Annotated in this window: 14 protein-coding genes; 1 reads left to right on the top strand and 13 read right to left on the bottom strand. The window is 53.5% G+C overall.

The features are described 5' to 3' along the window. Nucleotides 1-91: 91 nt before the first annotated feature. Nucleotides 92-1,951, bottom strand: a complete 1,860-nt coding sequence (gene gss / locus ACO7SM_RS03320) for a bifunctional glutathionylspermidine amidase/synthase (RefSeq protein WP_490469677.1) — start codon at nt 1,949-1,951, stop codon at nt 92-94. 237 nt (nt 1,952-2,188) lie between these two features. On the opposite strand from gss, the gene yghU reads away from it, so the two are divergent. Then, nucleotides 2,189-3,055: a glutathione-dependent disulfide-bond oxidoreductase gene (yghU, locus tag ACO7SM_RS03315; protein WP_490469676.1), complete on the top strand. Its 867-nt coding sequence runs from the start codon at nt 2,189-2,191 to the stop codon at nt 3,053-3,055. A gap of 102 nt (nt 3,056-3,157) precedes the next feature. Here yghU and ACO7SM_RS03310 read toward each other — a convergent pair whose 3' ends face one another. The 12 genes from ACO7SM_RS03310 to ACO7SM_RS03255 all read right to left on the bottom strand — a co-directional run bounded on the left by ACO7SM_RS03310 (nt 3,158) and on the right by ACO7SM_RS03255 (nt 13,742). Beyond that, complete coding sequence (locus ACO7SM_RS03310; protein ID WP_490469675.1) at nt 3,158-3,850, bottom strand: molybdate ABC transporter substrate-binding protein; 693 nt, start codon at nt 3,848-3,850, stop codon at nt 3,158-3,160. Continuing rightward, complete coding sequence (locus tag ACO7SM_RS03305) at nt 3,850-4,902, bottom strand: ABC transporter substrate-binding protein (RefSeq protein ID WP_490469674.1); 1,053 nt, start codon at nt 4,900-4,902, stop codon at nt 3,850-3,852. The genes ACO7SM_RS03310 and ACO7SM_RS03305 overlap by 1 nt, the downstream gene beginning before the upstream one ends. Before the next feature lie 77 nt (nt 4,903-4,979). After that, nucleotides 4,980-5,228, bottom strand: a complete 249-nt coding sequence (gene hybG, locus ACO7SM_RS03300; RefSeq protein ID WP_192613473.1) for a hydrogenase maturation factor HybG — start codon at nt 5,226-5,228, stop codon at nt 4,980-4,982. A 27-nt stretch (nt 5,229-5,255) separates the two neighbouring features. Continuing rightward, nucleotides 5,256-5,597 carry a hydrogenase maturation nickel metallochaperone HypA gene (gene hypA, locus ACO7SM_RS03295; RefSeq protein ID WP_490469673.1) on the bottom strand — a complete coding sequence of 114 codons (342 nt, stop codon included), beginning with the start codon at nt 5,595-5,597 and terminating at the stop codon, nt 5,256-5,258. Next, complete coding sequence (gene hybE / locus ACO7SM_RS03290) at nt 5,590-6,078, bottom strand: hydrogenase-2 assembly chaperone (RefSeq protein ID WP_490469672.1); 489 nt, start codon at nt 6,076-6,078, stop codon at nt 5,590-5,592. The genes hypA and hybE overlap by 8 nt, the downstream gene beginning before the upstream one ends. After that, a complete protein-coding gene (locus ACO7SM_RS03285) occupies nt 6,071-6,565 on the bottom strand; it encodes a HyaD/HybD family hydrogenase maturation endopeptidase (RefSeq protein ID WP_203359992.1) in 495 nt (164 codons plus the stop codon). The genes hybE and ACO7SM_RS03285 overlap by 8 nt, the downstream gene beginning before the upstream one ends. Further along, nucleotides 6,565-8,268, bottom strand: a complete 1,704-nt coding sequence (gene hybC, locus ACO7SM_RS03280) for a hydrogenase 2 large subunit (RefSeq protein WP_490469671.1) — start codon at nt 8,266-8,268, stop codon at nt 6,565-6,567. Before hybC ends, ACO7SM_RS03285 begins: the two co-directional genes overlap by 1 nt. Next, on the bottom strand, nt 8,265-9,443 hold the full coding sequence (gene hybB / locus ACO7SM_RS03275) for a Ni/Fe-hydrogenase cytochrome b subunit (RefSeq protein ID WP_490469670.1): 1,179 nt from the start codon (nt 9,441-9,443) through the stop codon (nt 8,265-8,267). The genes hybC and hybB overlap by 4 nt, the downstream gene beginning before the upstream one ends. Continuing rightward, on the bottom strand, nt 9,433-10,419 hold the full coding sequence (hybA, locus tag ACO7SM_RS03270) for a hydrogenase 2 operon protein HybA (RefSeq protein WP_490469669.1): 987 nt from the start codon (nt 10,417-10,419) through the stop codon (nt 9,433-9,435). Before hybA ends, hybB begins: the two co-directional genes overlap by 11 nt. Nucleotides 10,420-10,421: 2 nt before the next feature. Continuing rightward, entirely contained in the window at nt 10,422-11,540 is a 1,119-nt protein-coding gene (gene hybO, locus ACO7SM_RS03265) for a hydrogenase 2 small subunit (protein ID WP_203359988.1), read from the bottom strand. Between the two features lie 188 nt (nt 11,541-11,728). Further along, nucleotides 11,729-12,016, bottom strand: a complete 288-nt coding sequence (locus ACO7SM_RS03260) for a DUF2623 family protein (RefSeq protein WP_490469668.1) — start codon at nt 12,014-12,016, stop codon at nt 11,729-11,731. Between the two features lie 85 nt (nt 12,017-12,101). Beyond that, the gene (locus tag ACO7SM_RS03255; RefSeq protein ID WP_490469667.1) at nt 12,102-13,742 is read right to left on the bottom strand and encodes a methyl-accepting chemotaxis protein; all 1,641 of its coding nucleotides are present in this window, start codon (nt 13,740-13,742) and stop codon (nt 12,102-12,104) included. Between the last annotated feature and the right edge of the window lie 135 nt (nt 13,743-13,877).

The following is a 13,877-nucleotide window of genomic DNA, read 5'->3' as shown; positions in this document are numbered from 1 at the left end:
GGAAGTCGTTTTTAGCGTTTTGAGAATGAAACGACCGTAATGAATCAGCGGCGGCAGACAACCACCGCTGATTTCGCTTCAAAACGAGAGGCTACGCCTTCACAACGATCAAAGGTTCTATATCACTCTCTTTCTTAATCACCAGTGATTCGTCACCACGCAGGCAAGTGCCGCCGTAGTTGCCGCCAACGGTGAACGTACAGACCTGAATGTACTTACCCGCCACGTTTGGCAGACACCAAAGTTGCTGATAAATGTTCTTCTGCTCTGCAAATTTACCGCTGGTTTTATCCAGTAGCTCTTCCTGATGGCTGACCAAATCGATGTTGCTGCCACAGCGGCCCGCGATCGGCTTCACCGCATATCCTGTCTGCGCCAGTTCATCGTTAACGGTGAAATCCGTATCAAGCAGATAGCGATGATGGGGGAACAGTTGCCACAGAATCGGCAGGATAGCTTTGTTGCCGGGGATCATTGTCCACAGCGGCTCAAAGACTAAAACTTCCGGGCGGAGCAGCACATCAATCAGCCGGACTTCCTGATGGGTATGCCCGGTACGAATAGGCACTGCCGCGTATTCTGTTTCGCTGACCTCGCGTACCTGTTCAATAGCCGTTTCCCACGCCCAGGTTTTCCAGACACAGTTCACCAGTCGACCCTCGCCATCAATCAACTGACCGGCATCATCCCAACGCAGTTCATCCAGACCGTGCAGGATCTTGCTTTCAAATCCCGCCTGGTGCAGCGCCTGCTGCATAAACTGCGCATGATAGTTCTCCTCAATATCCTTATCCTGCATGATATGCACGAAAGGACGCGCCCGGCTGTGCTTCCAGGCACCCGCCAGTTCGTTGATCAAACCCTCCGCCGGATTATGTCCCGTCCCTTTATAACCCTGCTCCGCCCATCTTTCGAGGATCAACCCTGCCTCGGTGTGACACGATGCGGAATCGGCGTTGTATTCGTAGACCTTCAGCCCGCGTTCATCCATACAAAAATCCATACGACCGGTGATCATATGGTGGCGACGGCGTTGCCAGGAGAGCCGCAAGCGCGGCCAGAGAATTTTCGGGATATCAAACAGCGCCAGCAGGCTGTCATCTTTCAGTACTTTGTCGGTCGCATGCAGGTACATCAGATGTAACTCATTGGTCGCTTTGATCAGCTCCTGCTCTGCGCTCTCAGTAATGGTGAAATACTGATGCGGATCCTGATTGATCACATGGCCGTTAGCCTGCACGTACGCTTTCTGCAACGGATCCTGTTCATTGAGCCATTTACCGTCAAACTGCCCGGTGTTCTCCAGTCGCGCACCACGGATCTTCAACGCGTCGTTGTCGATCTCAGGTTGCGGCAGGCTGTGGCGCGTATCATTCGTCTGGATCATCCAGCCCAGAATGGTGGTGTCATCAAAGGTGTCGCGAAGGGTATAACAGCCGTTCTCGACCACCATCTCCAGTTCACGAGTCCACTGTTGACCCGGAGGAAGCGGCGTGTGGATTACGTTCTGTTCCGCAATGCGGACTTTGGTGCCCAGTAGTTGGGTGATGATCGCCACATGGCCGGTATCTTTGAACTCACCGCCTTTTTGCCAGATCAGCAGCGCGCCCGCAACGGGTGCCCGGGGAGAACCATTAGGAAAAGCTTGTAACGGCAGGATGTTGTCATTCACCACTTCACGCAGGAAGCGCAGCGAGAAGATTTCCCACGCCATTCCAACATCAGTGAACACAACACCATAATTAAGAAAGAGAAAACGGCGGGCGAACTCAACGCACTGCCATTTGTGGCCCATATATTCGTCGTCAATGTAGCTACGAAAAGCTGCATCATCGTCGTAGTCCCGTGGGTCGAGGGAGCTGTAATCTGAAGAGTAGATCGCCACACCACCGGGGGCGTAGCCCAATAATGTCCCGAAAGGGGCATCCTGACTGGTCGTTCCTTTGCTCATGCACCTTACCTCAAAACAATACAGCCTGAGCAGCCTGGCGTGAATTTTTCGCTCTGATGGCCTGCTCTGCGACACTAACCGGACAGAGGTCGACTTATCATACACCTCAACGAAGCGGATGGCGTTCAGTGGCGAAAAATTCACAATCGGCGGCCATCTTAATGTCCCAATCTGTTAAATGAGGGTCGACTGAACTGCTACACTGCTTCAACACAACCCCTCTGAAGGCAGGTCAACATGTCCGATAACACTTATCAGCCCGCGAATGTCTGGACGTGGGAAAAATCCAACGGCGGCCCGTTCGCCAATATCAATCGCCCAGTTTCTGGCCCAACCCATGAAAAAACGCTGCCTGTCGGCAAGCATCCTCTACAGCTCTACTCCCTGGGAACGCCTAACGGTCAGAAAGTGACAATCCTGCTGGAGGAGTTGCTGGCGCAGGGCGTAACCGGGGCGGAATATGACGCCTGGCTTATCCGCATTGGCGAAGGCGATCAGTTCTCCAGCGGCTTTGTTGAGGTCAATCCAAACTCGAAGATCCCGGCGTTGCGCGATCATTCGCTGACCCCGCCGTGCCGTGTGTTCGAATCAGGTTCTATCCTGCTTTATCTGGCGGAAAAGTTTGGCTATTTCCTGCCCCTGGAACTGGCAAAACGCACCGAAACCCTGAACTGGCTGTTCTGGCTCCAGGGCGCAGCACCGTTCCTCGGCGGTGGTTTTGGCCATTTTTACCACTACGCGCCGGTGAAAATTGAGTACGCCATCAATCGCTTCACCATGGAAGCTAAACGTCTGCTGGATGTGCTGGATAAGCAGTTAGCGCATCACCAGTATGTTGCGGGAGATGAGTACACCATTGCCGATATGGCAATCTGGCCGTGGTTCGGTAACGTCGTGTTAGGTAACGTTTACGATGCGGCAGAGTTCCTCGATGCGGGCAGTTATCAAAACGTCCAGCGCTGGGCGAAAGAGATTGCTGAACGTCCGGCCGTGAAGCGTGGGCGGATTGTAAACCGCACTCACGGACCGCTGAACGAGCAGTTGCATGAGCGTCATGATGCCAGCGACTTTGACACACAGACCGAAGACAAGCGTCAGAGCTAAACCCGGATGCCGGATGAGACGTTTACGTCGCCATCCGGCATGAGATTGCCTGATGGCGCTTTGCTTATCAGGCCTACGCGTTTGTCCCTGTACATCTGGCCGTTACGTAAACCCGTGCTGCCTGAGGATCGCCCCCGCGGGTGGTGAAAGCAGAAAGTCTGAAAACGGCTTACCCTGTTCACTTAAGCAAGCAAAAGCGTACTGGGCTACCGGGTTATACGGCTCTGGTATCGCCAGGATTTTTAGCGTAGCAACCTCACGCAATCTGGGCGCATAGCTGGCGTAACCGATGAAGATATCGGTGTCGTCGTTGTTGATTAACCACTCAGCAGCCAGCCTGCCCGCCGGAGGAGTTAATGTGCCCCTGCCTCCGACCAACGCCACCGCACGCTCCCGCACACGTTCTCCTGCTTCCCCCATTCGTGAGAAAAGCTGCTGGGTATAATCACCTGACGGGTCGCAACCCGCTGTTGATGTCCCAATCCGTAGCGTCGGCCGGGTTAACAGCGCCAGCCAGTCATCACCGGCACGCACGAGATCTGCCCGCACACAAAGACACAGGCGATTGGTGGTGAATGGCGCGACAAACAGCGCGCGTCCGGCGTCCAGCAACGCTTGCGGATGCGCCAGGTTTGCCGAGGCAAAAAAGTCGCACGGCTCCCCTGCTTCAATCCGTTCACGCAGCAACCCCGCGGGACCAAAATCACAGGAAATATCCTGTCTTTCTTGCGCCTGAAAACACGCCATCAGCGGTCGCCAGACCGCGCGTAAACTCCCGGCTGCCAGTATGTGCATCAGTCAACGCCCTGATAATCGGTACGATAAAAACGCTGATACCAGTTATTGGCGACGTGACGCATATCAATATCCTGAAACGTCTGCGGATAGAGTTTTTTCGCCATCCACAATTCACCGATGCCCATCGCTTCCGGCATCGGGTAGCCCCAGGCTTTGGCGTAGTCCGGCATCAGGTATACGCGGTGATTTTTCACCGCATCAATCACCTGCCACTGCGGGCTTTGTAGGATCTCGTCGACCACTTTCGGATAGCGATCCTGCACAAAGATTACCTGCGGGTTCCAGGCGATCACCTGTTCCATGGCAACCGGTTTGAAGCCTTTAATCGTGGCAGCCGCTACATTCAGCGCCCCCGCATGTGCCATCATCAGCCCGGTATATTTACCGGAACCGTAGGTGGTCAGATCCGGATTCGCCATATAGGCGCGAACACGCTGATTTTCAGGAATAGCCTGTAAACGATCGCTAACACTCTTGCGCCCGTTATCCGTTGCTGCAATCAGCGCTTTTGCCTCTTCCGGCTTGTTGACGATATCGCCGATAAGCGTAATACCTTCGCGCAGACCCCGATCGTAAGCCTGTTCTTCATCCGCCATCGTCGGATTCATTTTGGCCTGTTCACCGGCGGTATCATGACGCAAAGAAATCGCCACCACCGGAATACCGAGGTGGCTTATCTTGTCGATCATCTCTTGTGGCGCGTAGTTTGTGACGAACACGACCTGGGGATGCAGAGCCACCAACGCTTCAGCATCCACATGGGTTAAATCGCCAAGGGCGGCTTTCTTTGTCAGTTCCGGAGCCAGGCGCGCGTAACCGTCGCCAAGCTGTTGTTTCCAGTTCGCCATCACACCAACAATTTTGTCGGTGGCATTCATTTGTACCAGCAGGTTGAGTGTCTGATGCTGAAGCACGACCACGCGATCCACGGAGTCTGGAACGGTCACCTGGCGGCCAAGCTGATCGGTAAATGTTCGGTCGGCCTGCGCCAGTAACGGCAGGGAAAAAAGCAACGCCAGCAAGGAAAGCTGGCGTAAGGATTTGAGCATAGGGGTGTCCTCACTATCGATATATAATTAAGTATACAGCGATGTGAGAACACTTAACAGATTGTCATCAGGGGTTATCAGGCGCTGGTGACGTCATACTCCATACGGCGTAGCGCATCTAATGTGGCTTTGGCTTCCTCTTCGTCAATGATACTCATCGCAAATCCCACATGCACCAGTACCCACTGCCCGACCAACTCAGCAGTATCGCCTTCACATATCAGCGCAATGTTGACATCACGCTTGATGCCACACACTTCAACCTGCGCAAGCTGGTGAATGTCTTCACCGACGGCCAACACCTGACCCGGAACTCCAATACACATAGTTAACCACCTGGAATGTACAACCGGTTATTCAACTTCAATACTTTTTACTTTCAACGTATCGCCAGTTTCAACACGCAGACGATCGCCATGGCAAAGCGGACACTGCGCATCATGCTGCGAGATTTCAACCACCTGGCTACAATCCCAACACCAGGCCTGAGCCGGTTTGTAGTCGATGTGAAGCTCACATCCCTGCGCAACCGTACCCTGGCAGACGATATCGAAACTGAAACGCACAGCGCTCTCTTCAACGCAAGAGAGCGCCCCGATCTCCAGCCACACACCGGTGACCCGCTTTACATCATGTTGTTCTGCCTGCTGCACGATGATCTCAACGGCGCTCTGGCACAGAGACAACTCATGCATTTTCGCAGTTCCTACGGCCCAGCAGCAGCGCACGACGATTTAGCTGTGGCGCGTCAGGGTTGCTGACCGGCAGCGACAGCAACATCCGCGCACAGTCGTCCGCCAGGCGAACCCCTTCTTCAGCCGACATGCTGTGATTAAGCGGCGACATCAGCGAACAGGAGAGATACTGTGAAACGCCATCCAGTTCGCCAACGGTGAAGGTCATTGTGCCATAGGGTAGACGAAGCCCCAGTTTTTCACTGACTTTACGCTGCGGCCAGAGTTGCTCCGGCCCAGGGAAAATCAGCGCACTCAACATCCACGGGGTGATAACACACCCCGTCCATTGACCTTCAAATAGCGTAAAATCAGAGACGTACACCGGCATGTTCGGATGCAGAAAAGAGAGATCGTGCATCGAACGCTGCGCAATCTCTTCAAACGCGGCCTGAACCTGCGCCTTCGGGGGAGTCTGGAACCCTAACAACTCCTCAGACATGCGCCGCCTCCCGAGGGATAGCTTCAACACCTGATTCGCGCAGCGCGGCAAGAACCTGCTCTAAAGCAGGTTCAATCATCGCTTCCACTGTTGGCGTTAAGCCAATATGCGGTTCCAGCGATTCCGGGATAACACCCACCAGGGTCAGTTTCTTCGGAAATTCGTCGGTGAAGCGAAGGGCCGACAAAACGTCGGCCAGGCCAAGCTGGTGCGGTGAGATCTTGTTGGTAAACAGCGCCGGAATCTCTTCATCCCGCAGGATCATCATGGTTCCCGGTGTGTTTTTTCTCGACACAATGGCATCAGCAATGATCAGATGATCTCTGTTCGCCATATCGCCGAGAAGCTCCATTCCCGCCGTGCCGCCATCGAGGATCTCAACGAAATCCGGCAGCACATATCGCTGCTCTAACGCTTCAACGATACGAACTCCGATGGCTTCATCGGTCAGCAAAATATTGCCGACCCCTAAGACTAATATCCGCATTACAGAACCTTAACTGAGACGACTTCGTTCCCGTCAACGTCCACCACATGCACCGCACATGACATACAAGGATCGAAGGAGTGAATGGTACGCACCACTTCCAGCGGTTTGTTCGGATCGGCGATCGGCGTCCCTACCAGAGAGCGCTCATACGGCCCCACTTCGTCATTAAAGTTACGTGGGCCAGAGTTCCAGGTTGACGGTACAACCGCCTGGTAGTTGCTGATAATGCCGTCTTTAATCACCATCCAGTGAGAAAGCATACCGCGTGGCGCTTCGAGGAAGCCAACACCTTTGAATTCACCGGTTGCCGGAATATTCGGTTTCACGAAGGTCGTGTGGTCGCCTTTACCGATGTTCACGATCAGCGCGTTATACTGATCCTGCAAAACATTCTGCAGTTCACAGCAGTGAACAGTACGACCAATAATGCGGCCCAGCGTCGAATGCAGTTGCGCCACTTCAATCGTTTTACCGGTCAGCTTGGTGTAAATCGCAATGATTTCATTCAACTTGGCATGGGTAGACTCACGTTTAGCCGCCAGTTTACACAGCATGTTGGCCAGCGGCCCCACTTCGACAGTCTTGCCGTAGAAGGTCGGTGCTTTAACCCAGGAGTATTTGCCGTCATCTGACCAGCCGGTGTAATCCGGAACCGTTGTGCCTTCCCACGGTGCCTGCGGATCTTCGTCTTTGTACCACGCGTGTTTCGCACTTTCCTGAATCCCTTTGATCAGGTATTCATCGGAGTGAGAGGTGATCGGACGATAGGTAGACAGGTTTGCATCCGTGATGTAACCACCAGGGAACAGGAAGCTACCGTTTTTACCGTCTGTCGGGAATTCCGGTGCGCTCAGGTAGTTCACCGCACCCTGACCGCGTTCCAGCCATTCAGGATAGAACGCTGCAATAACCGCGGTATCTACCTTGTAAACCTGCTCAACAAAGTCGCTCAGCTTATCGATGAAGGACTTAATGTACATCAGGCGTTCAAGGTTCAGCACGCCCAGACCGTCCAGATTGATTGGGTTCGCTACCCCACCGACCGCCAGGTTCTGAATGTGCGGTGTTTTACCGCCCAGCAGAGCCACGACGCGGTTTGCATCACGCTGGCATTCCAGCGCCTGCAGGTAGTGCGCCACCGCAATCAGGTTCACTTCCGGCGGCAGTTGCATCGCCGGGTGACCCCAGCAACCGTTAGCGAAAATGCCTAACTGACCGCTGGCAACCAGGTCTTTAATCTTGTTCTGAACCTTGGTGAACTCTTCCGCGCTGTTCAGGTGCCAGGTCGACACGCCGTTCAGCATCGCCGAGGCTTTCGCCGGATCGGCTTTCAGTGCGGAGGTGATGTCCACCCAGTCCAGCGCAGACAACTGGTAGAAGTGCACGATATGGTCGTGCGTGGTGTGCGCTGCCAGAATGATGTTACGGATGTACTGCGCGTTCACGGGAACATCGATATTCAGCGCGCTTTCTGCTGCACGCACTGAAGAGATAGCGTGAGTCGTGGTGCAGACACCACAAATACGCTGCACAATCATCCACGCATCGCGCGGATCGCGGTTTTTCACGATCTCTTCCATGCCGCGCCACATGGTGCCGGATGCCCATGCTTTTGATACCACGCCATTTTCGATTTCGCAGTCGATGCGTAAATGCCCCTCAATACGGGTTACCGGATCAATAGTAATTCTCTGGCTCATGCTTTGCTCGCCTCATGACGATTTTGATCGTTTTGCTTTAAAGGAGGAAGTATCGGCAGTAGACGAATGAGTACGATATATGCGCAAATCTCAATAGCCACAAAACCAATAGAAATCAACAGTTCTTCCCAGGTCGGGAAGTAGTGGTAGCCGCCGCCTGGATTAAATGCCACCAGCGAGTAGGACAGACGCCATGTTGCACAACCTAACAACGCGCTCAGCGCGGACAGGTACAACATGCGTGAGTCGTTACGCAGTTTCGCGACACGCAGCACCACCAGCGGGAAGACCATCAGAACAACTTCAAGCCAGAACATGGCTGAGTAAAAGTCGCCCGCAAAGGCATACGACAGTTTGTCCCGATAGATAAGTTCACCAAAGCGCAGAACCACGAAGATCGCCAGCAAGACGCTGATCGTGTTCGTCAGTTTCACGAACAGGCTTTTCTCATCCGGGCCGTTCCCTTTCAGACCGGCTTGTACCAAAGACCCCTCAAAGATGACTATCGAGAAGCCCATGATAAAGGCGGTCAATACCGAGAACAGCGGCAGCATTTCATAGGCTTGCCATAGCGGATGAACCTTATTACCCGCAGAAATCATCAATGAACCCATTGAAGACTGGTGCATGGTTGGCAGCAGCGCGCCAAGCGCGATGATAAAGAACATCACTTTGTTCAGACGTTTGAGCGAAACCTTCCACCCCAGACGTTCAAACAAGGCTGGGGCAAATTCCAGCGCCATGATGCCGATATAGATGGTCATACAGACCGCCGTCTCGAACAGTACCGAGTTCACGTTAAAGTGGCCCGGAATGTAGAAGTACGGCAGGTTCCAGTAGCGACCAACGTCAATGGTGATTGACAGGCCACCCAGGGAATAACCAAACAGGCTCGCCAACAGTGCAGGACGCACCAGCGGGTGATACTGTCCTTTATTAAAGACATATACCGCCCACGCCAGCGCCCAGCCACCACAGGCGAAACCGGTGCCGATCAACAGGTCAAACGCGATCCACACGCCCCACGGGAAACCGCCGTTCAGATCGGAGACAGACCCCAATCCGAATACCAGACGTTTCACGATGAGGATCATGCAGAGGATGATAAGCGGCCCAAAAATAATGACCGGTTTGCTGACTATTTTTCCGCCCAGCGGTTTAGGATCATGACTCATGATCGTCTCCTCCGTCGTGATGGTCGTTTTTGGTGTTACGACGAACCAGCACGGTTAAGCCCGCCAGCACGGCCAGTGGTAGCATCATGCCTTTATACAGGGTGTGTTGAACATGTTCTGAACGTGCGCCCGTTGAAAGATCGGCCAGTTGCGGAAGATCCAGATTCTCATAAGGAACCCCCGTCAACACCAGCACCTGTGTACCGCCGCCCTCTTTTTCACCGTAAAGATGCGGGTAGTACTTCGGTACCGTATGCAGATAGGTATCGTCCGATTTCAACGTTTGACGCGGATAGTGGTAGTCGCTGCCTGGTTTCAGTGCCAGACGTTTTTGCGCTTCCGCCATCAGTTCTTCACGCGTACCAAAAATGACCGCCCCGGCCGGACAGACTTCGACACAGCCTGGCAAACCGCCTTTATCAAGACGCTCAACACCTTTCTGGTTACACAGTTCACATTTATGAAGCGCACCAAACGGGTTGTTGTAGTCGTATTTCGGCACGTTGTAAGGACACGCAACCATGCAGTAACGACAACCGGTACACACATCTTTGTCATAATGAACGATGCCGGTTTTAGGATCTTTTTTGAGTGCAGATACCGGACAAACAGAGACGCAGTTGGGATCGACGCAGTGCATACATTGTTTTTTAATGTACGCGTAGCCGTTCTCTTCCTGGTCCTTGTTGACGCCATCGCCACTACGCCACACCTGAATAACGTTATTGGTGTATGGCGACAGTTTGTCGTTATTAGACCAGGTCTGCTCCCCTTCCGGGTTACGCGCCGGGAAGTTGATATCCTGACACTTGGTTACGCAGGCCTGACAGCCTACGCACAGCGTCGAGTCATACAACATCCCCAGCGATCCTGGGATCGGCGGGCGATTTTCGGCAGCTGCATAGCTGACAGACGGCGCGGCGCCTAACAGCAATGCCCCGCTGGAGGCTGCTTTAATAAAGTTACGTCTGTTCACGGTTATTCTCCCCGTGAGTCAGCGTCATCTTTCTTTTGCTGACGCCCCAGTTCACGTACCGCCATCACGCTGACACCGGCAACCAGCCCAGCAACACCGCCAAGCAACCCGATAGCGCCAGCAGAAACGTTGCCGCCCTCTTTCATGTTCACGTCAGGTTTTTCTGATCGCGGAGTTTGATTTTCCACATGAGCGAGCTGGTGGATACCTTTATTGAAACCGATGCCTTCTTCGTTACAGCCGTAGCAAGGGTGTCCAATCGCGACCGGCCACACACCGCCGACATCACAGAACTGCAGTGTAGAGCAGTTACCGTAGGTTTCTGGCCCTTTACAGCCCAGATGGTAGAGGCACCAGCCTTCACGGTGGCCTTCATCACCAAACTCTTTCGCAAAACGACCGGCATCAAAGTGCGGACGGCGTTCGCAATGTTCGTGAATCAAACGACCATAGGCAAAGGTAGGACGATTTTTCGCATCCAGTTTCGGTGGTTTACCATAGGTAATGATGTGCGCAACTGTCGCAAGGAAGTTGTGCGGGTTAGGCGGACAGCCTGGGATATTGATGATGGTTTTGCCTGGCAGCACTTCCTGCAAACCGACGGCACCCGTTGGGTTCACGCCCGCAGCCGCTACCCCGCCCCATGCAGCACAGGAGCCGATAGCGATAATCGCCGCCGCGCCTTCAGCCGCTCTGCGGATATGATCCACAATAGGCTCACCGGCAACCATGCAGTAAATACCGTTATCTTTTAATGGGATAGAACCATCAACGACCAACACATACTGCCCTTTGTATTTCTCCAGAGCATTATGTTTGTTCTCCTCGACCTGATGGCCGAAGGCGGCGGAAAGAACCTCATGATATTCAAGAGAGATAGTCTCCAGAACAAGGTTTTCTACCGTTGGGTGAGTTGCCCGCAGCAGGGATTCGGTACACCCCGTACATTCCTGAGCGCCAATCCAGATAACGGGTGGACGCTGAGGACGGGTAACCGACTCGGCCATTTCTGCGGCGGCTTTGCTACTGAGCCCCATCGTAGCGGCTAGTGCTGCACAAAGCTTCATGAAATCACGACGGTTAACGCCGTGAGAATTGGTGAGAGTATTATCTCCAGTCATTATATTGTTATTCCGTTGCAAAGACCTGGCTCTATTTTGCACCCATCGCAAAAACCATACTGCGATCGGTGCGCCATTTACCACACTTTCTTTATGGTTATGTATATTATGATACTGCGACGGGACAATAAAACGAAGGTGTAAGACAATAGTGTAATTAATTAAAGCAAGATAATACCCCTTTTGGATCAAGCTTCGAGTCGATAACCGGCCATGAAAAATCGAATTGTAGTATTCGACTGATTCTCTCTGAAGAAGTCCATCACCATCTCTTTATCCAGACCATAACGGCGAGTCAGTATTCCCGCCTCCCAGGCGCTAAGTTGGCGATCGCCTGTTTTTTCAAACATTCGATGCGAAAAACCTAATACGAAGCCACGTTTATAATCGGCACAAAAATTCGCCACATGACACGCGCTGTTAGCGTGCGATGCGTTTAACCCAGCCATCAAACCTTTGCCAAAATGATTTTTCATACCGCCCCCCAATCGCTATATAATAAATTATATAGCGATTTTTTAAACAAAGGCCAGCGGTATTGCGTACTTTTTTGCCCCCTGATTAAAAGGCTACCCACTCATCGGTTAAACCTGTAGTAGAAGCCCCGGTTTGGGCTGAGCCGGAGGCGTTTTTTCCCGGCTGAGTCTGCGGCTCGTTATGAGAGAGACGGAACCGTTGCACTGAGCGCTGCAGCTCCTCGGTCTGGCGCTCCAGCGCTGACGCCGCCGCTGAAACCTGCTCCACGAGCGCAGCGTTTTGTTGGGTTACGCTGTCCATCTGGGTGATCGCCACCCCCACCTGAGAGATGCCTTTACTCTGCTCCTCGGAGGCCGATGCAATTTGCTTCATGATGGTAGTGACTTCCGTGACGCCCCGCAGAATGGCCTCCATGGTCGAGCCAGTCTCTTTCACCAGTTGCGCGCCCTGCCCGACACGGTGCGCTGATTCGGCAATCAGCGTTTCGATCTCCTTCGCGGCGCCCGCGCTGCGGCTGGCCAGATTGCGCACTTCACCTGCGACAACCGCAAATCCGCGACCTTGCTCGCCCGCTCTGGCGGCTTCAACGGCAGCATTCAGCGCCAGGATATTGGTCTGGAAAGCGATGCTGTTGATAACGGTCGTGATTTCGGCAATCTGCTTTGAACTTGCGGAAATACCGTCCATGGTACCTATCACTTCCGACACCAGCGCGCCGCCTTTTTCGGCGGTGGCCGATGCAATATCAGCAAGCTGGCTGGCCTGGCGCGCGTTATCTGCATTCAGTTTTACCGTTGCGGTGAGTTGTTCCATGCTGGCCGCCGTCTCTTCCAGTGCGGCAGCCTGCTCCTCGGTGCGGGAAGAAAGATCGTTGTTTCCGCTTGAGATCTCCGTCGCGCCACGCCAGATATTGTCACTGCCCGAGCGAATCGTGCCCACCGCTTCACGCAGACTGTCCTGCATTGCACGGAGCATAGGCATCAGTTGCCCCACACAGTTACGCCCCAGATCCTCAATCGGCTGGCTGAGATCGCCCTGCGCAATCTGGCGAAACTGCTGACGGATGCGCGCCAGCGGTTTTATCATCAGCACCACAAGATAACGGTCAGTAAAGAGGAGGATCGCGATACCCAGAATCACCGCGGCGATGATCATGGTGCGGATAACCGATGTTTGACCATCGACCATGACGCGGGTGTGATCCAGTCGGGTTCCGGCTTCGTGGTTAAAACGCTCTACGCTGGCGCCAAACGCACGACTTAAGGCGGGCGTCACCGTCGTTGCCTGCTCGCGCCATGCCGCCTGAGAATCCTGCTTTGCCAGTTGCATTTGCGGCATAATCCCCTTGTCCAGCAAGGCTTGCCAACTCGCCAGCACCGCAGCAGCCACCTCCGGTTCCATTGGCCCCGGCGACAGCGTTTTCATTTCCTGGAGCTTTTTACGCATATTATCAAGCGATTGCTGTGCAGGCGCGAAGTCCGGGATGCCGCCGCCGATTTTCACGTCCATTGCGCGACTCAGACGGGTAACAAAGCGGAAATACTGATCGTTGCCCTGGCTAAGTACCGTCATCTGGCGCACCAGATGCCGGTCAACTTCATTCCCTTGCGTGACGTTAGATAAGGCATGGATGCTAAATGCACCGACGCCCGACCAGAGCAGACAAAAAAGACCCAATATTGTCAGCATGACAATACGAATAGAGAGGTTTCGCAATAAGTACATAAGAATTCCCTTGCCGTAAATGAGGATTCGCCATTAGGCGTGACTTATCCTGGTTATCGGCAAAGTGTGAAGAAGATATACTTACTTTTCATTTTTTATGCGATAAGACCTCCCTCAATCACAATATTGAATAAT

This window comes from Citrobacter sp. LJND-P06 (assembly GCF_058188415.1).
This window is presented reverse-complemented; position numbering and strand designations above follow the sequence as displayed.

What these genes read in the sequence shown, in the direction of transcription:
- ACO7SM_RS03310 (WP_490469675.1), bottom strand. Translation starts at nt 3,850, where the DNA reads ATGCACATACTGGCAGCCGGGAGTTTACGCGCGGTCTGGCGACCGCTG.
- yghU (WP_490469676.1), top strand. Translation starts at nt 2,189, where the DNA reads ATGTCCGATAACACTTATCAGCCCGCGAATGTCTGGACGTGGGAAAAA.
- hybO (WP_203359988.1), bottom strand. Translation starts at nt 11,540, where the DNA reads ATGACTGGAGATAATACTCTCACCAATTCTCACGGCGTTAACCGTCGT.
- ACO7SM_RS03260 (WP_490469668.1), bottom strand. Translation starts at nt 12,016, where the DNA reads ATGAAAAATCATTTTGGCAAAGGTTTGATGGCTGGGTTAAACGCATCG.
- ACO7SM_RS03285 (WP_203359992.1), bottom strand. Translation starts at nt 6,565, where the DNA reads ATGCGGATATTAGTCTTAGGGGTCGGCAATATTTTGCTGACCGATGAA.
- hybG (WP_192613473.1), bottom strand. Translation starts at nt 5,228, where the DNA reads ATGTGTATTGGAGTTCCGGGTCAGGTGTTGGCCGTCGGTGAAGACATT.
- ACO7SM_RS03255 (WP_490469667.1), bottom strand. Translation starts at nt 13,742, where the DNA reads ATGTACTTATTGCGAAACCTCTCTATTCGTATTGTCATGCTGACAATA.
- hypA (WP_490469673.1), bottom strand. Translation starts at nt 5,597, where the DNA reads ATGCATGAGTTGTCTCTGTGCCAGAGCGCCGTTGAGATCATCGTGCAG.
- ACO7SM_RS03305 (WP_490469674.1), bottom strand. Translation starts at nt 4,902, where the DNA reads ATGCTCAAATCCTTACGCCAGCTTTCCTTGCTGGCGTTGCTTTTTTCC.
- hybB (WP_490469670.1), bottom strand. Translation starts at nt 9,443, where the DNA reads ATGAGTCATGATCCTAAACCGCTGGGCGGAAAAATAGTCAGCAAACCG.
- gss (WP_490469677.1), bottom strand. Translation starts at nt 1,951, where the DNA reads ATGAGCAAAGGAACGACCAGTCAGGATGCCCCTTTCGGGACATTATTG.
- hybC (WP_490469671.1), bottom strand. Translation starts at nt 8,268, where the DNA reads ATGAGCCAGAGAATTACTATTGATCCGGTAACCCGTATTGAGGGGCAT.
- hybE (WP_490469672.1), bottom strand. Translation starts at nt 6,078, where the DNA reads ATGTCTGAGGAGTTGTTAGGGTTCCAGACTCCCCCGAAGGCGCAGGTT.